Genomic DNA, 21,858 nt, shown 5'->3' with positions numbered 1-21,858 from the left:
CTTGATCCGTGGTTGCGCGCAACCTGATGCTTTGGCGGCAGAGGGTCAAGCAGGCAATGACCTGCGACGCAGCGGCCAGCGGAGCAAGGCAAGCATCAAACCAAGCAGGAAAGTCGACGTAACAAATCCCGCAAAGGCAAAAAGCCCAGTGGCCAGCGTCAAGGGAAAGGCCGGCTGAAATGCCTGCCAGGCGCGCTTTGCAATTTCCGCGTCCGTCAGATGCGTGGCATGATAGGCCCGCATGAACGGCCCCTGTCCCTGCAGCACCACGAGATCGCCGCGCAGGCGCGCATGACGGTCAAAGGTGCGGATCATGTCGGCCCGGCGGCGTTCGACAAAGGCGGTGCCGCGCATCTGCGCGAGGGCTTCGGCACGGCTGAGACCTTCCTTGGCGGCCGAGGCATCGAAATCGGCCACGACCTGCGCCAGCGCATCCACTGCTCCGCCAAGGCGTTGCATGTATTGCTGTGAATAGGCGGGGAATTGTGCGGCCCCAAAGGCACCGGTCAGCCCGACGGCCAAGGTCACTGCGCGAAGGATCATGTCTGCGCTCCTGCTCGCCCCCCGGCGGCACGGGTGTCAGTTTAACAGAAGCGCGACCTGCCGCAAAGCCTCAGATGTAGGTGTGGAATGACCGTTTGCCCATCATCTGCACGTGCTCGCTCGACCGATGCCCGCTGTAAATCTCGGCAATCTTCTTGACGGCCTGTTCCTGTGGCAATTCTTCGCTCTCCCCGGTCCGGCGGCTGGTCAGCTCCACCACCCCGTTTTTCAAGCCACGCGGCCCGACGGTGATCCGCCAGGGCAGACCGATCAGGTCCATCGTGGCGAATTTGCCGCCTGCACGTTCATCTCGATCATCATAGAGCGGTTCCAGCCCGAGCGCTGTCAGGCTGGCGTAGAGGTTCTCGCAGGCGGCATCGGCTTCCGCATCCCCCTGCTTGAGATTGACAATACCGCAGTGATAGGGCGTCACGCCTTCGGGCCAGATGATGCCCTTGTCGTCGTGGCTGGCCTCGATGATCGCGCCCACCAGACGACTGACACCGATACCGTGGCTGCCCATATGCACGGGGGTCGGCTTGCCGTCGGGCCCTTGCACCGTGGCCCCCATGGCATCGGAGTACTTGGTGCCGAAATAGAAAATCTGCCCCACCTCAATGCCGCGCGCAGTGCGGCGGCGTTCTTCGGGCACCTGATCGAACAGCGCCGCGTCATGGGTCTCATCCGTGCGGGCGTATCTGGAGGTGAATTCCTCCAGAACGCCTGCGCATTGCTCGACACTGTCGTAGTCAATCTCGCGGTCTCCGAACGTCAGATCGGTCACGGCGCTGTCGTAGAAAACCTCCGACTCACCGGTTTCCGCCAGCACGAGGAATTCATGCGTGTTGTCGCCCCCGATAGGTCCGCTGTCGGCACGCATCGGGATCGCCTGCAGGCCCATCCGCTCATAAGTCCGCAGATAGGTGACGAGATGGCGGTTGTAGGCGTGCAGCGCGTCTTCCTTGGTCAGATCAAAGTTGTACCCGTCCTTCATCAGGAATTCGCGGCCGCGCATCACCCCGAACCTGGGGCGCATCTCGTCGCGGAATTTCCACTGGATGTGATAGAGCGTCATCGGCAGATCTTTGTAGCTGCTGATGTGCGACCGGAAGATATCGGTGATCATCTCTTCATTGGTCGGACCATAGAGCATGTCGCGATCATGCCGGTCGCGAATACGCAGCATCTCGGGACCATAAGCGTTGTAGCGGCCCGACTCTTGCCACAGATCAGCGGGCTGAACCGTCGGCATCAGCACCGGCATATGACCTGCGCGCTGCTGTTCCTCGTGCACGATGTTCTCGATCTTGCGCAGCACCTTGAAGCCCAGCGGCAGCCACGAATAGATCCCTGCAGCCTGCTGCTTGATCATGCCCGCGCGCAGCATCAAGCGGTGGCTCACGATCTGCGCCTCTGCTGGGTTTTCGCGCAGAACAGGCAGGAAATATCGGGTCAGGCGCATCGCACGTCCTTTCAGGTCTTGGGTCAGCCCTGATTAGGCCAAAGACCAGGGACCCGCAATCGTGAAACCGGAATGTCCGGTTGCCGCTATGAGAGCGGGAAATCCGTATGGTGCGCGCAACGATCATCGTGCGTGTGCAAATGTTACACGTTTCTCACAAGACCGCGAGGAGGCTGATCTGCACAGGCCACCCCCCCGTAAGCTTTGCATGTCATTCAGACATCAATGCACTTCAAGGAGGTACGACCCATGACACCCATCCACAAAATCGCCGCTGCTGCTGTCACAGCACTCTCGCTCGGCACCGCGACCCAGGCCGCCGATATCGTTGAAATCGCCTCCAGCGATGACCGCTTCTCCACGCTTGTGGCTGCCGTTTCCGCTGCCGGTCTGGTCGAAACACTGCAGGGCCCCGGCCCTTTCACCGTTTACGCGCCGGTCAATGACGCCTTTGCCGCGCTGCCGGAAGGTACCGTAGAGACGCTGCTCGAGCCCGAAAACAAGGGCCAGTTGACGGATGTGCTGCTCTACCATGTGGATGACCGCAAACTGACTGCCGAGATGATCCCCAACGGCTCCAACTATTTCAAACCGGTCCTCGCATCGGAGCGTCTGTGCATCAGCAAAGGCGCGGATGGTGTCTCGATTGCGGATGGCACGGGCGAGACCGCCAATGTGATCATTGCCAATATCGAAGCTGACAACGGCGTCATCCACGTGGTTGACAAGGTCCTGCTGCCCGGCACGCGCCCCGCCTGCCACTGATTTCAGGCGGCACTTCTCAAAAGGCCTCGCGATCTGCGGGGCCTTTTTCGTCAGAGGGTCACGGCCACTTTCCGGCGCGCGCGTTCCACCCCGTTGCACTTCCCCCGCCAATTGACGGATAGTGCCTTGAATGACCGGCCCGCATGGGCGATGTCACCGCAAGAGAGATGCATCGGAGCATGTAATGGCCCTGCCTGTACAAAAACAACTGCTCTATTGGGGAATCGCGGCGGCGGTTTTCCTGATGATCCTGTGGTCGCTCGGCCATGTGCTGCTGCCTTTCGTGCTCGGCGGGGCGATTGCCTATTTCCTCGATCCGGTTGCGGACCGGCTGGAACGGATGGGACTGAGCCGTATTGCGGCCACGGGGCTGATCACGATTGTCGGCATTCTGATTTTCGTGCTGATGGCCCTGCTGGTGATCCCGACCCTTGTCAGCCAGGCACTGCAACTCGTTAACGTCGCCCCGGACTACGCCAAGAGCATCACCGCCTTTCTGACCGAGAAATTCCCCTCGCTGCTCGATGACAGCTCGACCCTGCGACAATCGATCAGCTCTCTGGGGGAAACGATCCAGAGCCGTGGCGCGCAATTGCTCGAAACCGCGCTGAGCTCTGTCGCCTCCCTGCTGAACGTGGTTGTCCTGCTGGTCATCGTGCCGGTGGTCTCGGTCTACCTGCTGCTGGACTGGGACAGGATGGTGGCGCGCATCGACGATCTGCTGCCCCGCGATCACGCCGACACCATACGCAACCTCGCGCGCGAAATCGATGCGACACTGGCCTCCTTTATTCGCGGCATGGGCACGGTCTGCCTGATCCTCGGCACCTATTATGCCATCGCCCTGATGATTGTCGGGCTGCAATTCGGGCTTGTCGTCGGGTTCGTCGCCGGGCTGGTCACCTTCATCCCCTATCTGGGCGCCCTGATCGGCGGTGCCCTGGCCATTGGTCTGGCGCTGTTTCAATTCTGGGGGGATTGGATTTCCATCGGGCTGGTCGCCGGTATTTTCGTGGTAGGCCAGGTGGTTGAGGGCAATATTCTCACCCCGAAACTGGTGGGCAGTTCCGTCGGCCTGCACCCGGTCTGGCTGATCCTCGCGCTCTCGGTCTTTGGCGCGGCTTTCGGTTTTGTCGGCATGTTGGTGGCCGTGCCGGTTGCAGCCGCCATTGGGGTCATCACACGGTTTGGCGTCGCGCAATACAAGGACTCGCTCCTCTACCGTGGCCTTTCGGAGCGCAAAAAGGACTGACATGCCGGAGCAACTGGGATTTAATCTTCCAAGCGTTCCGGCGCTGGGGAGAGCGGACTTTCTCGTCGCCCCTTCTAACGCCGTGGCCGTGGCGATGATCGAAAGCGCGCAGGCCGACAAGCTGGTACTGACCGGTCCTGCAGGGGCGGGCAAAACCCATCTCGCCCATGTCTGGGCCGCCCAGACCGGCGCGCGCATTCTCTCCGCCAAGGATTTGGCGCAGCACGACATTCCAGAGCTTGCGCAAGGTGCCGCCGCCGTAGAGGACGTTCCTGACATTGCAACGGATGCCGATGCACAAACCGCGCTTTTTCACCTGCACAACCTTGTGCTGGCCGAGGGCCATGCGCTGTTGCTGACGGGCCGCGGAGTTGTGCGGGACTGGGGCCTTACCCTGCCCGATCTGGCCAGCCGCGTCGCCGCCGCGCAGTCTGCTGCCCTGAACGCGCCCGATGATACGCTGCTGAGCGCCGTTCTCGCCAAACTCTTCTCGGATCGTCAGGTGACCCCGAAGGCAGACCTGATCCCCTATCTGATCCGCCGCATGGATCGGTCCTTTGCCGCAGCCCGTGCACTGGTCGAACGCCTCGACACCGCCTCATTGGCACAAAAACGCCCGATATCACGGGCACTTGCGGCAACGTTGCTGGACAATGATCAGGGCCCTGCGCGATAACTGTCATAGATAGTTTACACAGCTCGCGCACAAGGCCTCCATGACCCAAGCCGATTTCCTCTCCGCCGACTTCCCTGCGGCCACCGAGATGCCCGATCTCGATGCCAGCGGACCGGCCAGGTTTTTCAACCGCGAACTGAGCTGGCTCGGCTTCAACTGGCGTGTCGTGCAGGAGGCCGAAAACCCGCGTGTGCCCCTGCTGGAACGCCTGCGATTCCTGTCGATCTCGGCCGCAAACCTCGATGAATTCTATACCGTGCGCGTGGCCGGTCTGCGGGAACTGGCGCATGCGGGCAATACGACCCCGGCGGCAGACGGACTCAGCCCCAGCGAACAACTGGCCCTGATCGACGAGAACGCCCGGCGGTTGATGGAAACCCAGCAACATGTGCTGGTCGACCTGCTGAGTGAGATGGAGAAAGAGAACATCTCCGTCCTGCGCAATGCCGAGTTGACCAAAGCGGATCTCAAATATCTCGAGGATGTCTTCCTGACGCAGGTCTTTGCCGTTCTGTCCCCGCTGGCCATTGATCCGGCGCATCCGTTCCCCTTTATCCCCAACACCGGCTACGCGCTGGCGCTGCAGTTGGAACGCGTCTCGGACAAGAGGCCGCTTCAGGCCCTGCTCCCGATCCCCGGTCAGATTGACCGCTTTGTGGCCCTGCCCGCGGAGGATGGGCACCACCGCTTCCTGCCGCTGGAAGAGCTGCTGGTGCTGAACGTGTCCGGGCTTTTCCCCGGCTACAAGCTCAAGGCCCATTTCGAGTTCCGCGTGCTGCGCGACAGCGATCTGGAGGTTGAGGAGGAGGCCGAAGACCTCGTGCGCGAATTCGAGGTAGCGCTGAAACGCCGTCGACGTGGCGAGGTCGTGCGCCTGACCCACTCCTCCGGCGCGCCGGAACAATTGAAATCCGTGATCATGGAGGAATTAGGGGTCGATCAGGAAGAGGTCATCGAAATCAACGGGATGATCGGATCTGCTGACCTGAAGGAACTGGTGCTGGACGCGCGTCCCGATCTCCTCTGGCCGATGTTCACGCCGCGCGTGCCCGAACGGGTCACCGACCACGATGGCGACATGCTCGCCGCAATCCGCTCCAAGGACATGCTGCTGCACCACCCTTACGAGACCTTCGATATGGTGGTGCGCTTCCTGCAGCAGGCAGCGCGGGACCCGAAAGTCGTTGCAATCAAACAGACGCTCTACCGCACCTCGCGCGACAGTCCGATTGTCGAGGCGCTCTGTGAAGCCGCCGAAGACGGCAAATCGGTCACCGCACTGGTGGAGCTCAAAGCGCGCTTTGACGAGGCCGCCAACATCCGGCAGTCCCGACGGCTGGAACGGGCGGGCGCCCATGTGGTCTATGGGTTTCTGGACCTCAAGACGCATGCAAAGATCTCAACCGTTGTGCGCCGCGAGGGCAATCAGCTGGTGACCTATACGCATTATGGCACCGGTAACTATCACCCGATCACCGCCCGGATTTACACCGACCTGTCGCTCTTTACCTGCGATCAGCGGCTCGGACGCGATGCCACGAAGGTCTTCAATTACCTGTCAGGTTATGCGCTGCCCGAAAGCCTCGACAATCTGGCGATTTCGCCCACAACGCTCAAGCCGCGCCTGCTGGAGCTGATTGCCGCAGAAGCCGAGCACGCGGGCGCCGGAAAACCAGCGGTGATCTGGGCCAAAATGAACTCGCTGATCGACAGCGAGGTGATCGACGCCCTCTATGCCGCCTCGCAGGCAGGCGTGAAGATCAGCCTCGTGATCCGCGGAATCTGCGGCTTGCGGCCCGGCATCAAGGGCCTCAGCGACAATATCCGGGTGAAATCCATCGTCGGGCGATTCCTTGAGCATTCGCGCATCGTCTGCTTCGGCAATGGCGCCGGCCTGCCGCACAAGAAATCACGGGTGTTCATTTCCTCCGCCGACTGGATGGGGCGCAACCTCAACCGCCGTGTGGAAACGCTGGTCGAGATCGAAAACGCCACCGTAAAAGCACAGATCGTCAGCCAGATCATGGCCGCCAACCTTGCGGACGTCGCACAAAGCTGGGTCATGGGGCCGGATGGGTCGTTTGAGCGTCCACCGCTGCCCGAAGGAGCATTTGCCTTTAACTGCCACCGCTTCTTCATGGAAAACCCATCTCTCTCCGGACGTGGCTCCGCCGGGGCCTCGGATGTGCCGAAACTGACCCATACCGAAGACTGAAATAGCACCCGCACGCGTGCTCTTGACCAGGAAAGCTTGTCACAACGCCCCTGTTGACCCATAGCTGGTTATTGAACAGGGTGGTGTCAGCAAAAGCCGGATGTCTGCATGAACGAAGCAACCGAAGTGCCCGATGCCGCTGTGGCGCAGCTCGACCACCCAGACATGGGGCTTTTTGGGCGACCTTTGTTTCAGGACCCAAGCGCGCGGGCGCTGTCGCGTGTGGGGGTGGTCGATGTCGGATCAAACTCGGTGCGGCTTGTGGTCTTTGACGGGGCAGCCCGCTCACCCGCCTACTTCTACAATGAAAAAATCATGTGCGCGCTTGGCGCAGGCCTGTCGGAAAGCGGAAAACTGAACCCCCAAGGCCGGGTGCGTGCGCTCAGCGCACTGCGCCGGTTCCAGCACCTCGCGCAGGGCATGGGGCTGCCCGAACTGACGGTCGTCGCAACCGCCGCCGTTCGCGATGCCAGTGATGGCCCTGAATTTCGCGAGGAGGTCCTGCGGGAAACCGGCTTGCGCATTTGGGTCATCGACGGAGAGGAAGAGGCACGCCTCTCCGCGCAGGGTGTTCTGCTCGGCTGGCCGGGCTCTTACGGGCTGGTCTGCGATATCGGCGGGTCGTCGATGGAGTTGGCGGAGATTTCAGGCGGTCGTGTGGGCCGCCGCGTCTCCTCGTCCCTCGGACCCCTGAAGCTGCAGGAGATCAAGGGCGGCAAGGCTGCGCGCCGCGTGCATATCAAGGAAACGATGCAGCAGTTGCAGGAGACGATGGGACCGCAACGCGACCGCCTGTTTCTCGTGGGGGGATCGTGGCGCGCGATTGCCCGGATCGACATGCACCGGCGCAACTACCCGCTGCATGTGCTGCACGAATACCGGATGACGGCGCGCAGCGTCAGCGCCACGGTTAAATTCATCCAAAAGGCCGATCTGGAGGAGCTGCGCGCCGCCTGTGGCATTTCTTCGGCCCGTATGAGCCTTGTGCCTCTCGCAACCGAAGTGCTGAGCCGGTTGGTCAAGACCTTCGGCCCCAAGGACATTGCGATTTCCAGCTACGGCATCCGCGAGGGCATGCTTTATGAGCAGATGCCGCAACGGTTGCGCGATCGCGACCCGCTGATCGAATCTTGCCGTTTTGCCGAAGCCAAGGACGCGCGTATGCCCGGGTTCGGCAAGCTGCTCTATGCTTTCATCCACCCTATTTTCCGCTCGGTGCCCGATGCGCGGCGACGGCTGATCAAAGCCGCCTGCCTGTTGCATGACGTCAGTTGGCGCGCCCACCCGGACTATCGAGCGGAAACCTGTTTCGACAATGCCACGCGCGCCAACCTCGGCGGTCTGAAGCATTCGGAACGCGTATTTCTGGGTCTTGCGCTGCTGCACCGCTATTCCAACAAGCGCCAGGGCACCCGGTTCGAGGAACTCTACGATCTCATTGATGAGAAAACGCAGCTTGATGCCGAAATCCTTGGCAAGGCCATGCGTTTTGGCTCCATGCTCTGGATGACGCAAGACGCGGAACGCGGGACGCTGCGGTGGTTCCCCAAGAAAAAGGTTCTGCACCTGCGCCTGACACCCGACATGGTCCCGCTTTTTGGCGAAGTCGCGGAAGCCCGGTTGATGTCACTGGCCTCGTCACTGGGAGCCGAAGTGGAGATCAAAAAAATCCGTGGAAAGGCTCAAAGATCGATCTGAGGCGGCGTCTCTTCGGATGGCTCTGCCCCTTCGGGCTTGCGACGGATGATGATGTCACCGTTGGGCAGGATTTCAGGTGCCTCATAGACGGACCAGTCTTCGATCTGCCCCATCAGGTCCGTCAGGGCGGGCCCCATCTGCGCCATGAAACCACGCATGCTGTCGAATGCAGGCTCCATCTCCAGCAGCAGGCCTTCGAGGAATTGTTGCGCGCCGCGCTCCATCATCGAGGGCGCGTCTTCCTCTTGCGCGGTAACGGGTGCCGCACAGAGATGGCAGAAGGCCAGAACGGTCAGAATGCGTGTCATGACAGCAATATAGGCGTTTCGGCGCGATTCTTCGAGGTCAGATGTCCAGATCGATACTGACCGGGAAATGATCCGATGCGGTCACCAGCGCATCGCGCAAGGTGGTATTCGCCCAGCACGCCGGATCATCCAGCGGATGCCAGATGCGCCAACTGGCCCCTCTCTGCTGCAAATCCGGCGTTACCATAATGTAGTCGAGCAACGCCTGCAGATAGCGCTTTTCCGGCTTGATCCAGAAACGGGCGGAGGTGGGCGCCGCGCCCAGCCGAGACGTAAGCGCCCGGCGCGCGTGCGGATCAAAGAGCGCACCGGCCTCCCCGTCCAGTATGATCTCAACCGAGGACCGGCCAAAAAGACCTTCGAATTCATCGAGCCCCGGCCCGTCGTTGAGATCCCCCATCAGCATCAGCGGACGCGCCTGCGCAAGATGCTGGTCCACGCGCGCACGCAGCCAGATCGCCTGCGCCAGCTGTTTACGGCGGTTGGCGATGGCCAGTTTCATCGCATGCGCCTTGTTGCGCGCGCCATGCGGCGCCTTGGACTTGAGATGGGCTCCGATCAGGCTGAACGACACACCCGCTGCCGTTTCAATGTCCAGTTCCAGGGGGGGTTTGGAAAAGCGGACCTGATCCCGGGTCGCATCGATATCCAGATCGATCTCGAAGGTGCCGTCGAACCGCGGCACCGTGCCCGTCCCCGCCATCGGCGCATGCCGTGCTTGCAGGTGATCGGGGTCATAAAGCAGCGCGATTTCCTGCTGGGTCTCATTCATGAACCCCATCACGGCCCGGCGCGCACGCAGGCCGAAGACCTCGGCGAAATCCTCCAAGGCAGGCACGGTCTGGCGTTTGCCATTTGAATCCGGCGCCTCGATGATCAAGACCGCATCCGCATCCAGCGCGTGAAACACGACGCCCAGAGCGTCCGCCTGCTCTGCCCGCGTCACGTTGTGGCGCGCGGACCACTCGCCATCGCGCAGCAGCCGGTTGTTGTCGTCAAAGAGATTGGTGAACCATTCGATGTTGTAGGTCGCCAGACGCATCAGACGTCGGCACCCGCAATCTCATCCCAGGCGCGATTGATGTCCGCCATGCGTTTCTGGGCCAGTTGCATGGCCTCTTCGGGGACCCCGCGGGCGATCATTGCGTCGGGGTGGTTTTCCCGCACCAGCCTCCGCCACGCGCGCCGTACGTCTTGGGGTGGCGTGTCGGGGGTGACGCCCAGAACCGCGTAAGGGTCCTGCCGCGCCTCTGGCGCAAATCGCATGCGCAGGCGATTGAACTCCGCCTGTGGCAGCCCGAAAATCTCGGTCACCCGTTCTAGAAACGCATCTTCATTCGGGTGATAAAACCCATCCGCCATGGCGATATGAAAAAGACCTTCCAGCAGGTCACGCAACGTCTCTGGCTGGCTGGCAAACATCTCCCGGATTCGGGATGCATAATCCTCGAAACCGGCCACATCCTGCCGGGCGAGGTTAAAGACTTTCGCCGCGCCCTGCTCATCCTGCGACGCGATGTGAAACACTTCGCGAAAGGCCGTCACCTCGTCCCGCGTCACCTGCCCATCGGCCTTGGCCATCTTCGCACCCAGGGCAATCACGGCAATGGTAAAGGCCACGGATCGCTCGGGCGGGCTGCGCAACCGGTCAAATACCGCAGACAGGCCCTCACCCGCGGTAAGGGCCGACAGCGCCTCGGAAATGCGGAACCAGATCGACATGACCATCACTGTACCTGCTCCCCCCGGGCGTGTCAGGGGGCGAAGCGTCGCGTCAGAGGATTTTCTGCATCAGCACAAGGTCCAGCCATTGGCCAGCCTTACGCCCGACCTGCGGCATGCGGGCAACCTCCGTGTAGCCCAACCGCCGGTGAAACATCTGGGCACCTTTGTTGGTGTGGCTGATCCCCGCGACCATTACGTGGTGGCCCTGCCGGCGGGCGGCATCTTCGGCAGCGCTCAGCAACGCGCGCCCCGCCCCGCGCGCCTGTGCACTATCCGCAACGATCACAGTGTGTTCGACCGTCGCCGCATACCCCGGCCCCGCCCGAAACGGACCGAAAGTAACGAAGCCCGCACAGGAATCCCGTTCTCGTACCACAAGAAAGGCGTCTTTTCGTGCGGCGATCATCGCCTGGATATCTTCAGGCGTTTTTTCAACCGTCGTGAAGGTGGAGAGCGTATCCCGGATCATCGGGTTCCAGAGCGCCGCGATTGCGCCCGCGTCCGCCGCTATCGCCGGGCGGAGCCTCACGCGATGTCGCGGGGACCATGGGGCGTGTCGAATGCCGCATGCAATCCCGCAGGCCCCTGCGCGTACTGGACCCGGTCATCTGCCATATGCGGTGCCAGACGCGCCTGTAAATCCGCACTTTCGGGGTGCTGAATGGTCAGCCTCCTGAGACGGACCCCGGAAGGGGCCAGCATCAGCGCCGGGTGCAAAGGGGTATCCCATCGGATCAGCGCAGGCGCACAATTGTCGAATGGCAGAATACCGTCCTCTGGCACCGCCATCCGCCACCGCAAATCCCCCCGCTCCAGCGCGACGGGGCGGCCCATGTCGCCGGGCAGAGCGGCCAGGGTTCCGGTGATGTCCTCCGTCCGGCAAATCCAGTTGGTCAGACGAGCCGTTCCTGCAAACCGATCAAGGTCGAACCATCGGGCGTGCGCGGGTTTCGGCGCTGCCGGGTTAACCGCAATGGCTTCCAGATAGAGGCCCTCTTCCAATCCCAGCAGGGCGTTGTGCGTGCCAAAAACGGCATGTTCCCCACCGGGCTGCAGATGCACACCAAGCGCGTTCTCGACGAAATCCCGCGCTTCCTGCAGCGATTCACCGGCAATGGCCACATGGTCCAATAGCATCCGTGCGCTCCTTCAAGCCCTTGTTTTTTCGTAGATTTCCGACTCCGCAGGGTGTCGAGCGTCCACAACCTCTATTGTCGCGCGGCGCGAATGAGCGACAGGATGTCCTGTGCCGCCTTGGGAATATTGGTCCCGGGTCCAAAGATCGCCTTGACGCCGGCATCATAGAGGAATTGATAGTCCTGCTGCGGGATCACCCCGCCACAGATCACCAGAATATCCTCGGCACCGGCCTCGTTCAACGCCTTGACCAGTTGCGGCGCGAGCGTCTTGTGCCCCGCCGCCTGACTGCTGATGCCGATGACATGCACGTCATTGTCGACTGCATCCTGCGCCGCCTCTGCCGGGGTCTGGAACAATGGCCCCACATCCACGTCGAACCCGATGTCGGCAAAGGCGGTGGCAATTACCTTGGCCCCGCGGTCGTGCCCGTCCTGCCCCATCTTGACCACCAACATACGCGGGCGGCGCCCTTCAGCCTCGGCAAATTCCTCCACCGATTTCTGAATGGCGGCAAAGCCCTCATCCCCTTCATAGGCTGCCCCATAGACACCGGCCAGCGTTTTGACTTCGGCGCGATGGCGACCAAATGTTTTTTCCATTGCCATGCTGATTTCTCCCACGGTTGCCCGCGCGCGCGCGGCCTCTACTGCGGCGGCCAACAGGTTGCCGCCCTCTGCTGCACAGGTGCTCAGGGCATCAAGCGCCTGCGTGCAGGCTTCCTCATCCCGCGCCGCGCGGATCTTGTCGAGCCGCGCGATCTGGCTGTCCCGCACGGCAGCGTTATCGATGTCGAGGATATCAATGGGATCTTCCTTGTCGCGGCGGTACTTGTTGACCCCGACAATCACTTCCGTCCCCCGGTCGATTCCGGCCTGCCGGGTGGCCGCGGCCTCTTCGATGCGCAGTTTCGGCATGCCGCTGGCCACCGCCTTGGTCATGCCGCCCATCTCCTCGACCTCTTCGATCAGCTTCCAGGCGGCATCCGCAAGATCGGAGGTCAGTTTTTCCACATAGTAAGACCCGGCAAGGGGATCGACCACATTGGTCACACCGGTTTCTTCCTGCAAAATCAATTGAGTATTCCGCGCGATCCGGCTGGAGTTTTCCGTGGGCAGGGCAATGGCCTCATCCAACGCGTTGGTGTGCAGCGACTGGGTGCCGCCCAGAACCGCGCTCATCGCCTCATAGGCGGTGCGGATGACATTGTTATAGGGGTCTTGCTCCTGCAGGCTCACACCAGAGGTCTGGCAATGGGTGCGCAGCATCGAGGATTTGGGGTTCTTCGGCTCGAACTCCGCCATGATCCGCGACCAGAGCAACCGCGCCGCTCGCAGTTTCGCGGCCTCCATGAAGAAATTCATGCCAATGGCAAAGAAGAACGACAACCGCCCGGCGAATTTGTCCACATCCATGCCGCGCGCGATGGCGGTACGCACATATTCGCGCCCGTCCGCCAGTGTGAAGGCCAATTCCTGCACGAGGTTCGCCCCCGCTTCCTGCATGTGGTAGCCGGAGATCGAGATCGAGTTGAACTTCGGCATATGGTCGGAGGTGTATTCGATGATATCCGCGATGATCCGCATCGACGGTTCCGGCGGGTAGACATAGGTGTTGCGCACCATGAATTCCTTGAGGATGTCGTTCTGGATCGTACCCGACAACAGGGACTTGTCATGCCCCTGCTCCTCCCCCGCCACGATGAAATTCGCAAGGATCGGGATCACCGCGCCATTCATCGTCATCGAGACGGAGACCTTGTCCAGAGGGATGCCGTCAAAGAGGATTTTCATGTCCTCAACGCTGTCGATGGCCACGCCCGCCTTGCCAACATCCCCCTCGACGCGGGGGTGATCGCTGTCATAGCCCCGGTGGGTGGCGAGATCGAAGGCAACCGATACCCCCTGTTGCCCGGCGGCCAGCGCGCGGCGGTAAAAGGCGTTGCTTTCCTCTGCTGTCGAGAAGCCCGCGTATTGACGGATAGTCCAGGGGCGCCCTGCGTACATCGTCGCCTTCACGCCACGGGTATAGGGCGCCTCCCCCGGGATGGTGCCCAGATGCGCAAGGTCCGCGACATCATCCGCCGTATAGAGCGGCTGAACCTCAATGCCTTCGAGGGTCTGCCACGTCAGATCGTCGAGCGGCCTGCCGCGCAGTTCCGCCTCAGCCAGGTCGCGCCACTTGTCTTTCGTCGAGCTCATTCCCTTGTCCTTCTGTCTGTGGCCCGGCCGGCAGAATTTTTCCTGCTCTTGTCCGGGTTTGATCCTCTGTCAGGGTGGCCATGCCGTCTGCACCGGCATGAAGCCACATCATGTCATCCGCGTAAGTCTCTCGCAGAGCTGCATTTTCTTCCGGGGTAAAGGGGTTCCAGCGCCCCATGCCAAAGGGCAGCACACTGCCCTCCGACCCTCGGTCGGCCAGCACGCGGCGCAGGTCCGCCAGGGTCGGCGCGCGGTTCAACCACATGCGTTCCGAATTCCGGGGCGCCTCCAGACCAGCCCCTTGCTCAAGCAGCACTTCTGGTCGCCCGGCGTAGGTTTCGAACGGCATCACCCGGATGTCGGCCTCGGGCAGCGCGCAGGCCAAATCGGTAATCACGTCCCGCCAGCCGCGGCGTGATTGCGCGATGCCGCGCAGCTTGTCCCGTTCCGGCACGGCATGTCCGCGGGCAATCCCATAAGACAAGGCCGAACTCCAGTAGAGTTCAAGACTGCGCGGGCTGAAAATCACCGTGCTCAACTGCCCCTCAAACGCGCGGGCAAACCGTGACATGCGCTCGCCAATGGCAGGGTAGAGACTGCCGGTGCGGATGTTGTCGCGCACCGTGCCGATCATGTTTTCATCGCTGATCAACAGGGTCTTGAGGCCTCGCGCCCGCGCTGCGGTCAGTTGCAACTGAATGCGGCCCTCGGCCCGGCGGCGCAGGTCACGGCCCTTGGCCACCTCGGGCTTCGGCACCAGACCAGAGAACAGGCCCCGCCGCGTCCGGCCCGGGCCCCAATAGCCAATACCCGCCTCCGCCAAAGGTTCGGAGTGGCGGCGCATGTAGTCCTGAAATGTCGTTGTTCCCGTGCGATGCGCACCAATGTGAAGGATAACGTCCATGACCTGTCTGACCCGATGTAAGAAGACCGCTCCGATCGGTCCGGATATTGCGGAGGCCCTGATCATTACACGCAATCTCTTGCCGCGGATTTAATGGTAAATTTGCCGGTATTACCCATCGCATATCTGGATGAGCAGCCTATATTGGACGGGACAGGAGACACGATGAAACCGATATTACCCCTTGTTCTCGCTTGCCTTTTTGCCAATGGCACCGCCGCGCAAACTGCCGAGGCAGAGCCTGAGGCGAAGCTGTTCGTGACCATGGAAGAGGTCGATTTGAACCAATTTAAGTGGAAAAATCGCCCCATCGTCGTTTTTGCCGACAGTGAAGATAACCCTGCCTTCGCAGAGCAGATGCGCCTGTTGCAGCAACGTCCGGGCGAATTGGCAGAGCGCGACGTGGTTGTGATCACCGATACCGACCCCGATGCACTGTCGGACCTGCGCAAAAAACTCCGCCCGCGCGGGTTCATGCTGGTGATCATCGGCAAGGACGGCGGCGTGAAACTGCGCAAGCCCTTTCCCTGGGACGTGCGCGAAATCAGCCGCAGCATTGACAAGATGCCCATGCGCCAGCGCGAAATCCGCGAGCAGAAGGACCGCGCGATTGAGCGATAGGCTCGCGTATGACGGAGGGGGCGGGGCATAGCGCCTATTCGAACTCCATGATCACGTCGTCCACGGCCAGGCTGTCCCCAGCAGACGCATTGATTTTCGACACCACGCCCTTGCGCTCAGCCCGCAGGATGTTCTCCATCTTCATCGCTTCGATAGTGCAGAGCGCCTGACCGTCCTGCACCTCGTCGCCAACGGCGACATTCATCTTCACCACCAGGCCGGGCATCGGGCAAAGCAGCATCTTGGACGTATCAGGTGGCAGTTTCTCGGGCATCTTGCGCGCCAGTTCCGCCTGACGCGGCGTGCGCACATGCACCTTGAGATCCGCCCCACGGGTCCGGATGCGGAAGCCACCACTGACCTTGCCGACCTTCAACACCAGGGGTGCGCCGGCCACGGTCATTTCCGCCAGCTGATCCCCGGGCGTCCAGGCACCGGACACCCGCAATTCCGCGCCATCCTCGAAGGTCACCGTTGACCCGTCCTGATCCGCCGCGACGGTGACGTCATAGGACTGGCCCTGCAGCCGCACGTTCCATTCCGATCCGACCTTACGTTCGTGGTTGTCCATCCGACCGGAGACACGCGCGCGCCGGATTTCTGCCACCCGGTGCATGGCCGCACAGGCCGCCGCGATGCGGAGCAATTCGCTTTCCGGCAATTCAACCCCGTCGAAACCGTCGGGATACTCCTCAGCGATGAAGGCCGTGGTCATGTCACCGGAGATGAATTTCGGATGGTCCATGACCGCAGACAGGAACGGCAGATTGTGCCCGATCCCCTCCACCTCGAAACTGTCCAGCGCCACCCGCATCGCCTCAACGGCCTCCGCCCGTGTCGGCGCCCAGGTGCAGAGCTTGGCAATCATCGGGTCATAATACATGCTGATCTCGCCGCCCTCATAGACACCGGTGTCGTTGCGCACCGCGGCCGGACCACTTTCGGCATCACCGTGCCATTTGTCATTGTCGAGCAAGGGGCCAGCGGCCACCTCGGCGGGTGGACGGTAGCGCGTCAGACGGCCAATCGACGGGAGGAACCCGCGATACGGATCCTCTGCATAAAGCCGGTTCTCGATGGCCCATCCGGTCAGCGTTACATCCGATTGCGAAATGGTCAGCGCCTCGCCATTGGCGATGCGGATCATCTGCTCCACCAGGTCGACGCCGGTGATCAGCTCGGTCACCGGGTGCTCCACCTGCAGACGAGTATTCATTTCGAGGAAGTAGAAGTTCTTGTCACCGTCGACGATGAACTCAACCGTGCCTGCACTGGTGTATCCCACCGCCTGCGCCAAGGCGACCGCCTGCTCCCCCATCGCCTTTCGCGTGGCTTCATCCAAAAATGGGCTCGGCGCCTCTTCGACAACCTTCTGGTTACGGCGCTGGATCGAACACTCGCGCTCTCCCAGGTAGATACCGTTGCCGTGCGCATCACAGAGCACCTGAATCTCGATATGGCGCGGCTGGGTCACGAACTTCTCGATGAAAATCCGGTCATCCCCAAAGGAATTCGCCGCCTCGTTCTTCGATGACTGGAAGCCCTCGCGCGCTTCTTCATCATTCCAGGCGATGCGCATCCCCTTGCCGCCGCCGCCTGCAGAGGCCTTGAGCATCACCGGATAGCCGATTTCGCCTGAAATTTTCACGGCCTCATCCGCGTCTTCGATCAGGCCCATGTAGCCCGGCACTGTAGAGACCCCGGCCTCCTGCGCAATCTTCTTGGAGGTGATCTTGTCGCCCATCTTTTCGATCGCGCCTTTGGGTGGTCCGACAAAGGCCACGCCTACCTCTGACAGCGCTTCGGCAAATTTGGCGTTTTCTGACAGGAACCCGTATCCGGGATGCACGGCTTCGGCCCCGGAAGATTTGATCGCCTCCATCACCTTGTCGATCACGATGTAGGATTGGTTCGCGGGAGGTGGCCCGATGTGCACCGCTTCATCCGCCATCTGCACATGTAACGCCTGCTTGTCCGCATCGGAATAGATCGCGACGGTTCTGATCCCCATCTTGCGGGCAGATTTGATAACGCGGCAGGCAATTTCGCCGCGGTTGGCGATCAGGATCTTAGTGAACATGAGGGGTCCTTTTGGCAGTGCAGAATATTGAAGGGGCAATCCACGCAAAACGCCGCACGTGGGCTGCACGCGCGGCGTTGAATTCAGGATAGAGGGTGTCTGACCTTAGGTCAGTTACACCTGCTTGGGTTGAGTTGGCAGTAGGCCACATTGCCTGCCGCACCGATGGCGGCACCCTGCAGGGCACTGTTACCTGTGACCACGGCTGTGCCGGCGCCGATGGCCGCGCCACCGACCGCTTGTTCACCAAGCGTGTCGCCGCAGGCCGCAAGACCCGCACAGGCCGCGAGCGTAAGCATGACTTTTCTGACTGGCATAATCGATATCCTTTTGTTTTCGCTGCTGACGTCCGGTCAACACCGAACGCACCTCTTTGTTCCAACGCCTTGGACCGGCCCAAGAAAAAGGCGGGCAGTTCGGGCGCAACCGCGCTGAACTGCCCGCCAGGGGAAGGGGTACGAATAGTGTACACAGACACGGTGCGGGGATATTCGCGCGCGGCTGCAACAATCACAATACTCGCACTGGTTGAATATTCTACCGTTTTCGGAGCAACCGGCAGCAAATGGGCCATGACTCGCCGTTTTGGTATCGACACTGGCGAAATCACGCCGACCCCCCTTCGAAAGCCTCGGGAAACGACTGGCGCGCAACCCGTTCATCGATGACCAGCATCGCTTCGTAGTCCGCCGGATCAAAGGCATCAGTGGCAGGAACCACTTCTCGGCCAAAGAGCCAGGACAACCGGCCCGCATCGAGGTTGCCCCGCGCGAACGGCTCGGTGCCAAAGTGATCCCAGAGTGCCTGGAAAAAGGCCGCGTCTGCGCGCCGGTCAGCAGGCTTGCGATCCCTGAAACGCGCGCGCTCTGTGAGCGGCGTGACACCGCGCGGATTGAATCGTCTGAGGGTGAAATGAAAATCCGTGCCCGGTAATCGACCGGGAAATCCGCGGTGTTTCAGCATGACGCTCCTCCCCGCAGCAGAGGTGCGCCGGTCAGGGCGGGCCCTAAAGTCCGCCCCGCCGTTCTGTTACTTGTATTTGCCGGTGTACGTCGGCTCGGTCGAGATCGGCTCAGGGTCGACCACAACGAATTCTTCCTGCTCTCTTGCGCACGCGGCCACGAGGGCGATGAAGCCCAAAGTCGCCAGCAGTTTGATGCTCTTAGACATCTGTATCTCCTGTCACAATGTCTGTCGGACGGGTGCACATATTGGGTGCCCTCGCCCGTTCTTGGAACGAGACGGCCAAATCGGCCGCTCGGCGTCACCATAGGCAATGCCGGTGATAAAAGAAATGTGAGCAGCGCCAATCCGCTTCGTTGTGACTCCAAAGCCGCAGATTTCCGCCGAAGGCAAGGCTGCACGTCAACATCTAGTGGCCACATCAGAACCCCTCCCAGATACAGGACCCCGAGCTAACCCGGAAAACATCGATGAACTGCGTGGCATCCGGATCAGCGAGCCCAAATTCCACCGGGCGGTCCAGCAATGTGACCGCCACGATCTCGGGCGCGAGATCGTATTCCGAGAGATAGGGCAGCGCAACTTCGGCGCAAAGGTGCTCCAGATCCGCTTCGGCCTCGGCAAAGGTGATGCTGCCACCATCGCGCGCGATCTCGGGGGTCAGAAAACGGAAGCGCAACCATGTCTCGGCACCGACCTTGTCAACCAGCACCTCGTAAAGCTCGACCGGCTGGCCCGACGGCACATCGAGCACGGGTAAGGCCGTGGCGGTCGCAAATGCTATGGCGGTCATCAGGCTCACGGCGCAACCTCGTCATGGGTGTCGAAATCCGCCGGCGAAATCACCTCCAGCAATTCGAGGTCATCCGAATGGCGCACTTCTCGATGCTTGATCCCCGGCGGTTGCAGCACGCAGGAGCCCGCGCGCAAGGTATGCTCTCCGGTGCCTTCATACTCGAAAACCACCCAACCTTGGGTGACATAGACCATCTGGAACGCCGGATCATGCGAATGCCATGTTGCGGGGCTCTCCATACCTGGTACAGCCCGAATGACATGCGCGCCGAATTTTCCCTTGGTGGCGTTTTTGATGCCCAGATCGCGGTATTCGAAGAAAGGCCGCAACCCCGCCCCCTCGAACTTGCCGTCATCCGCATGTGTGATCGTGAAAGCCTGGTTTTTCCAGCGCTGCGTCATGCGACAACCTCCCGCTTGGCAAGGCAGTCGATTTCCACCAATGCGCCAACCGCCAGCGCCGTTACCCCAACGGTCGTGCGCGCGGGCAGCCGATCCTGAGGAAAATACGCCTTATAGGTTTCGTTGAACTGCGCGGAATCTCGGGCGAACTCGGTCAAGTAGCACCGGCATTGCACCACGTCGCTCAAATCCAGATCGATCCCAGTCAACACTGTTGTCAGGTTTTCGATCACCTGCCGGGTTTGAGCTTCAATGCCTTCCGCCAGCGGGGCGTCAGGCGCTCCCGGAACGGTCGGCATCTGCCCGGTCAACATGACCCATCCCCCTGCCTCCACGGCATGGGAAAACGGCGCCACATGGGCCGGGGCACTATCGACATTATGAAAGATCGGCACGTCAGTGACTTTCTAAAGCGGAATATTATCGTGCTTTTTCCACGGTATGTTCGCCTGCTTGTTCCGCAGGCTAGCGAAGGCGCGGGCGATGCGTTTGCGGGTCGTACGCGGCATGATCACCTCGTCGATGAAACCTCGTTCCGCCGCCACGAATGGATTGGCAAAGCGCTCCTCATAATCTGCCGTGTGCTTCGCCGTTTTCTCCGCGTCCCCCAGATCACCACGGTGGATGATCTCGGTCGCCCCCTTGGCCCCCATCACGGCAATTTCCGCCGTAGGCCAGGCATAGTTGAAATCCGCCTGCAGATGCTTGGACGACATCACCACATAGGCACCGCCGTAGGCTTTGCGGGTGATCACCGTGACCATCGGCACCGTTGCCTCGCCGTAAGCATAGAGTAGTTTCGCTCCATGTTTGATCACACCGCCGTACTCCTGACTGGTTCCCGGCAAAAAGCCTGGCACGTCGATCAACGTCAGCAGCGGGATCTCGAACGCATCGCAAAAGCGCACGAACCGGGCCGCCTTGCGCGAGCTGTCGATGTCCAGACAGCCCGCCAGCACCATCGGCTGGTTGGCCACGACGCCAACGGTGCGCCCCTCAAGGCGTATGAACCCGGTGATGATGTTCTTGGCGAACTCTTCCTGTATCTCGTAGAAATCCCCCTCGTCGCCAAGCTTCAGGATCAATTCCTTCATGTCATAAGGCGTGTTGGGATTTTCGGGTACAAGCGTGTCCAGCGATGTCTCGAGCCGGTCGGGATCATCGAAGAAGGGGCGCACCGGTGGTTTTTCCCGGTTGTTCGAGGGCAGGAAATCAACCAGACGCCGCACCTCAGCAAGGGCCTCGACGTCATTTTCGAATGCAGCGTCAGCCACGGAGGATTTCTTGGTATGCGTACCTGCGCCTCCGAGTTCTTCCGCCGTCACCTGCTCGTTCGTCACGGTCTTCACCACATCCGGGCCCGTTACGAACATGTAAGAGCTGTCTTTGACCATGAAGATGAAGTCGGTCATGGCGGGCGAATAAACCGCTCCGCCCGCGCAGGGGCCCATGATCACACTGACCTGCGGCACCACACCCGAGGCCATGATGTTGCGCTGAAAGACCTCACCGTAACCCGCCAGGGAATCCACGCCTTCCTGAATCCGCGCACCACCGGAATCGTTGATACCGATGACCGGCGCACCATTCTGCACCGCCATATCCATGATCTTGCAGATTTTCTTGGCGTGGGTTTCCGAGACGGAGCCCCCCAGAACTGTAAAATCCTGACTGAAGACGTAGACCAGACGCCCGTTGATCGTGCCCCAACCGGTGACAACCCCATCGCCGGCAGGCTTTTCCTGATCCATGCCGAAATCGGTGCACCGATGGGTCACGAACATATCGAACTCTTCAAAGCTGCCTTCATCCAGCAGAAGGTCAACCCGCTCTCGCGCTGTTAGCTTGCCCCGTCCGTGCTGCGCATCAATTCGCCTCTGGCCCCCACCAAGACGGGCAGTTTCACGACGCTCTTCAAGCTGGTGCAGAATATCTTTCATGGCGACCCCGTTGGTTGTTTGCAGCACCATACTCAAGGATTACTGAGGATCGAAGAGATATTTCGTTAATTTGCAAACTATATTCAACTGGCCTTTTGCAAATTGCAAATCAGCAAAGTAGCGCCAAACGCATAGCAGCTATGCGTGGACAACAATCCGGACGTGGCCTAG

The 21,858-nt window shown here is 61.0% G+C and carries 23 protein-coding genes; 6 read left to right on the top strand and 17 right to left on the bottom strand.

All coding sequences use genetic code 11. The features are described 5' to 3' along the window. Positions 1–45: 45 nt before the first annotated feature. Positions 46–543, bottom strand: a complete 498-nt coding sequence (locus tag Q1A07_RS13715; RefSeq protein WP_299782256.1) for a DUF2937 family protein — start codon at positions 541–543, stop codon at positions 46–48. 70 nt (positions 544–613) lie between these two features. Then, the gene (gene proS, locus Q1A07_RS13710) at positions 614–2,005 is read right to left on the bottom strand and encodes a proline--tRNA ligase (protein WP_299782254.1); all 1,392 of its coding nucleotides are present in this window, start codon (positions 2,003–2,005) and stop codon (positions 614–616) included. 249 nt (positions 2,006–2,254) lie between these two features. Between proS and Q1A07_RS13705 the strand changes: the two genes are divergently transcribed. The 5 genes from Q1A07_RS13705 (at position 2,255) to ppx (ending at position 8,611) form a co-directional block, all read left to right on the top strand. Next, the gene (locus Q1A07_RS13705) at positions 2,255–2,770 is read left to right on the top strand and encodes a fasciclin domain-containing protein (protein WP_299782252.1); all 516 of its coding nucleotides are present in this window, start codon (positions 2,255–2,257) and stop codon (positions 2,768–2,770) included. Positions 2,771–2,954: 184 nt separating this feature from the next. Continuing rightward, positions 2,955–4,022, top strand: a complete 1,068-nt coding sequence (locus Q1A07_RS13700) for an AI-2E family transporter (RefSeq protein WP_299782250.1) — start codon at positions 2,955–2,957, stop codon at positions 4,020–4,022. Position 4,023: 1 nt separating this feature from the next. Next, on the top strand, positions 4,024–4,698 hold the full coding sequence (locus Q1A07_RS13695) for a chromosomal replication initiator DnaA (RefSeq protein ID WP_299782248.1): 675 nt from the start codon (positions 4,024–4,026) through the stop codon (positions 4,696–4,698). A gap of 40 nt (positions 4,699–4,738) precedes the next feature. Then, a complete protein-coding gene (locus Q1A07_RS13690; RefSeq protein WP_299782246.1) occupies positions 4,739–6,913 on the top strand; it encodes an RNA degradosome polyphosphate kinase in 2,175 nt (724 codons plus the stop codon). Between the two features lie 108 nt (positions 6,914–7,021). Continuing rightward, positions 7,022–8,611 (top strand): exopolyphosphatase, encoded by a 1,590-nt coding sequence (ppx, locus tag Q1A07_RS13685; protein ID WP_299782244.1) that lies wholly within the window; start codon positions 7,022–7,024, stop codon positions 8,609–8,611. On the opposite strand, the gene Q1A07_RS13680 is transcribed toward ppx, so the two are convergent. The 7 genes from Q1A07_RS13680 to Q1A07_RS13650 form a co-directional block, all read right to left on the bottom strand. After that, complete coding sequence (locus tag Q1A07_RS13680; RefSeq protein WP_299782242.1) at positions 8,596–8,919, bottom strand: hypothetical protein; 324 nt, start codon at positions 8,917–8,919, stop codon at positions 8,596–8,598. The two genes, ppx and Q1A07_RS13680, sit on opposite strands and share 16 nt — an antisense overlap. A 37-nt stretch (positions 8,920–8,956) precedes the next feature. Further along, positions 8,957–9,961 carry an endonuclease/exonuclease/phosphatase family protein gene (locus Q1A07_RS13675; protein ID WP_299782240.1) on the bottom strand — a complete coding sequence of 335 codons (1,005 nt, stop codon included), beginning with the start codon at positions 9,959–9,961 and terminating at the stop codon, positions 8,957–8,959. After that, on the bottom strand, positions 9,961–10,641 hold the full coding sequence (locus Q1A07_RS13670; RefSeq protein WP_299782238.1) for a molecular chaperone DjiA: 681 nt from the start codon (positions 10,639–10,641) through the stop codon (positions 9,961–9,963). The genes Q1A07_RS13675 and Q1A07_RS13670 overlap by 1 nt, the downstream gene beginning before the upstream one ends. Positions 10,642–10,693: 52 nt before the next feature. After that, a complete protein-coding gene (locus tag Q1A07_RS13665) occupies positions 10,694–11,173 on the bottom strand; it encodes a GNAT family N-acetyltransferase (protein ID WP_299782236.1) in 480 nt (159 codons plus the stop codon). Next, positions 11,170–11,781 (bottom strand): VOC family protein, encoded by a 612-nt coding sequence (locus tag Q1A07_RS13660; protein WP_299782234.1) that lies wholly within the window; start codon positions 11,779–11,781, stop codon positions 11,170–11,172. The genes Q1A07_RS13665 and Q1A07_RS13660 overlap by 4 nt, the downstream gene beginning before the upstream one ends. A gap of 71 nt (positions 11,782–11,852) precedes the next feature. Further along, positions 11,853–13,982 carry a methylmalonyl-CoA mutase gene (gene scpA / locus Q1A07_RS13655; RefSeq protein WP_299782232.1) on the bottom strand — a complete coding sequence of 710 codons (2,130 nt, stop codon included), beginning with the start codon at positions 13,980–13,982 and terminating at the stop codon, positions 11,853–11,855. Next, on the bottom strand, positions 13,945–14,886 hold the full coding sequence (locus tag Q1A07_RS13650) for a hypothetical protein (RefSeq protein WP_299782230.1): 942 nt from the start codon (positions 14,884–14,886) through the stop codon (positions 13,945–13,947). The genes scpA and Q1A07_RS13650 overlap by 38 nt, the downstream gene beginning before the upstream one ends. Positions 14,887–15,051: 165 nt before the next feature. Here Q1A07_RS13650 and Q1A07_RS13645 point away from each other — a divergent pair, with 165 nt between their 5' ends. Continuing rightward, complete coding sequence (locus Q1A07_RS13645) at positions 15,052–15,507, top strand: DUF4174 domain-containing protein (protein ID WP_299782227.1); 456 nt, start codon at positions 15,052–15,054, stop codon at positions 15,505–15,507. Between the two features lie 34 nt (positions 15,508–15,541). Here Q1A07_RS13645 and Q1A07_RS13640 read toward each other — a convergent pair whose 3' ends face one another. The 8 genes from Q1A07_RS13640 to Q1A07_RS13605 all read right to left on the bottom strand — a co-directional run bounded on the left by Q1A07_RS13640 (position 15,542) and on the right by Q1A07_RS13605 (position 21,687). Further along, the gene (locus Q1A07_RS13640) at positions 15,542–17,587 is read right to left on the bottom strand and encodes an acetyl/propionyl/methylcrotonyl-CoA carboxylase subunit alpha (protein ID WP_299782226.1); all 2,046 of its coding nucleotides are present in this window, start codon (positions 17,585–17,587) and stop codon (positions 15,542–15,544) included. A gap of 110 nt (positions 17,588–17,697) precedes the next feature. Next, positions 17,698–17,904 carry a hypothetical protein gene (locus Q1A07_RS13635; protein WP_299782224.1) on the bottom strand — a complete coding sequence of 69 codons (207 nt, stop codon included), beginning with the start codon at positions 17,902–17,904 and terminating at the stop codon, positions 17,698–17,700. A 289-nt stretch (positions 17,905–18,193) separates the two neighbouring features. Beyond that, positions 18,194–18,550 carry a hypothetical protein gene (locus Q1A07_RS13630; RefSeq protein ID WP_299782222.1) on the bottom strand — a complete coding sequence of 119 codons (357 nt, stop codon included), beginning with the start codon at positions 18,548–18,550 and terminating at the stop codon, positions 18,194–18,196. Positions 18,551–18,616: 66 nt separating this feature from the next. Then, positions 18,617–18,757 carry a hypothetical protein gene (locus Q1A07_RS13625; RefSeq protein WP_299782220.1) on the bottom strand — a complete coding sequence of 47 codons (141 nt, stop codon included), beginning with the start codon at positions 18,755–18,757 and terminating at the stop codon, positions 18,617–18,619. A 214-nt stretch (positions 18,758–18,971) separates the two neighbouring features. Further along, the gene (locus tag Q1A07_RS13620; RefSeq protein WP_299782218.1) at positions 18,972–19,343 is read right to left on the bottom strand and encodes a DUF6497 family protein; all 372 of its coding nucleotides are present in this window, start codon (positions 19,341–19,343) and stop codon (positions 18,972–18,974) included. A gap of 5 nt (positions 19,344–19,348) precedes the next feature. Next, positions 19,349–19,747, bottom strand: coding sequence for a cupin domain-containing protein (locus tag Q1A07_RS13615; RefSeq protein ID WP_299782216.1), 399 nt, complete (start codon positions 19,745–19,747; stop codon positions 19,349–19,351). Next, positions 19,744–20,142, bottom strand: coding sequence for a RidA family protein (locus Q1A07_RS13610; RefSeq protein WP_299782214.1), 399 nt, complete (start codon positions 20,140–20,142; stop codon positions 19,744–19,746). The genes Q1A07_RS13615 and Q1A07_RS13610 overlap by 4 nt, the downstream gene beginning before the upstream one ends. A 12-nt stretch (positions 20,143–20,154) precedes the next feature. Continuing rightward, a complete protein-coding gene (locus Q1A07_RS13605) occupies positions 20,155–21,687 on the bottom strand; it encodes an acyl-CoA carboxylase subunit beta (protein WP_299782212.1) in 1,533 nt (510 codons plus the stop codon). Between the last annotated feature and the right edge of the window lie 171 nt (positions 21,688–21,858).

The organism is uncultured Roseobacter sp., from assembly GCF_947492555.1.
Lineage (GTDB): Bacteria > Pseudomonadota > Alphaproteobacteria > Rhodobacterales > Rhodobacteraceae > Roseobacter.
This window is presented reverse-complemented; position numbering and strand designations above follow the sequence as displayed.

Excerpts from the sequence above, each read along its gene's own strand:
- Q1A07_RS13715 (WP_299782256.1), bottom strand. The coding sequence starts at position 543 with ATGATCCTTCGCGCAGTGACCTTGGCCGTCGGGCTGACCGGTGCCTTT.
- proS (WP_299782254.1), bottom strand. The coding sequence starts at position 2,005 with ATGCGCCTGACCCGATATTTCCTGCCTGTTCTGCGCGAAAACCCAGCA.
- Q1A07_RS13705 (WP_299782252.1), top strand. The coding sequence starts at position 2,255 with ATGACACCCATCCACAAAATCGCCGCTGCTGCTGTCACAGCACTCTCG.
- Q1A07_RS13700 (WP_299782250.1), top strand. The coding sequence starts at position 2,955 with ATGGCCCTGCCTGTACAAAAACAACTGCTCTATTGGGGAATCGCGGCG.
- Q1A07_RS13695 (WP_299782248.1), top strand. The coding sequence starts at position 4,024 with ATGCCGGAGCAACTGGGATTTAATCTTCCAAGCGTTCCGGCGCTGGGG.
- Q1A07_RS13690 (WP_299782246.1), top strand. The coding sequence starts at position 4,739 with ATGACCCAAGCCGATTTCCTCTCCGCCGACTTCCCTGCGGCCACCGAG.
- ppx (WP_299782244.1), top strand. The coding sequence starts at position 7,022 with ATGAACGAAGCAACCGAAGTGCCCGATGCCGCTGTGGCGCAGCTCGAC.
- Q1A07_RS13680 (WP_299782242.1), bottom strand. The coding sequence starts at position 8,919 with ATGACACGCATTCTGACCGTTCTGGCCTTCTGCCATCTCTGTGCGGCA.
- Q1A07_RS13675 (WP_299782240.1), bottom strand. The coding sequence starts at position 9,961 with ATGCGTCTGGCGACCTACAACATCGAATGGTTCACCAATCTCTTTGAC.
- Q1A07_RS13670 (WP_299782238.1), bottom strand. The coding sequence starts at position 10,641 with ATGTCGATCTGGTTCCGCATTTCCGAGGCGCTGTCGGCCCTTACCGCG.
- Q1A07_RS13660 (WP_299782234.1), bottom strand. The coding sequence starts at position 11,781 with ATGCTATTGGACCATGTGGCCATTGCCGGTGAATCGCTGCAGGAAGCG.
- scpA (WP_299782232.1), bottom strand. The coding sequence starts at position 13,982 with ATGAGCTCGACGAAAGACAAGTGGCGCGACCTGGCTGAGGCGGAACTG.
- Q1A07_RS13650 (WP_299782230.1), bottom strand. The coding sequence starts at position 14,886 with ATGGACGTTATCCTTCACATTGGTGCGCATCGCACGGGAACAACGACA.
- Q1A07_RS13645 (WP_299782227.1), top strand. The coding sequence starts at position 15,052 with ATGAAACCGATATTACCCCTTGTTCTCGCTTGCCTTTTTGCCAATGGC.
- Q1A07_RS13640 (WP_299782226.1), bottom strand. The coding sequence starts at position 17,587 with ATGTTCACTAAGATCCTGATCGCCAACCGCGGCGAAATTGCCTGCCGC.
- Q1A07_RS13635 (WP_299782224.1), bottom strand. The coding sequence starts at position 17,904 with ATGCCAGTCAGAAAAGTCATGCTTACGCTCGCGGCCTGTGCGGGTCTT.
- Q1A07_RS13630 (WP_299782222.1), bottom strand. The coding sequence starts at position 18,550 with ATGCTGAAACACCGCGGATTTCCCGGTCGATTACCGGGCACGGATTTT.
- Q1A07_RS13625 (WP_299782220.1), bottom strand. The coding sequence starts at position 18,757 with ATGTCTAAGAGCATCAAACTGCTGGCGACTTTGGGCTTCATCGCCCTC.
- Q1A07_RS13620 (WP_299782218.1), bottom strand. The coding sequence starts at position 19,343 with ATGACCGCCATAGCATTTGCGACCGCCACGGCCTTACCCGTGCTCGAT.
- Q1A07_RS13615 (WP_299782216.1), bottom strand. The coding sequence starts at position 19,747 with ATGACGCAGCGCTGGAAAAACCAGGCTTTCACGATCACACATGCGGAT.
- Q1A07_RS13605 (WP_299782212.1), bottom strand. The coding sequence starts at position 21,687 with ATGAAAGATATTCTGCACCAGCTTGAAGAGCGTCGTGAAACTGCCCGT.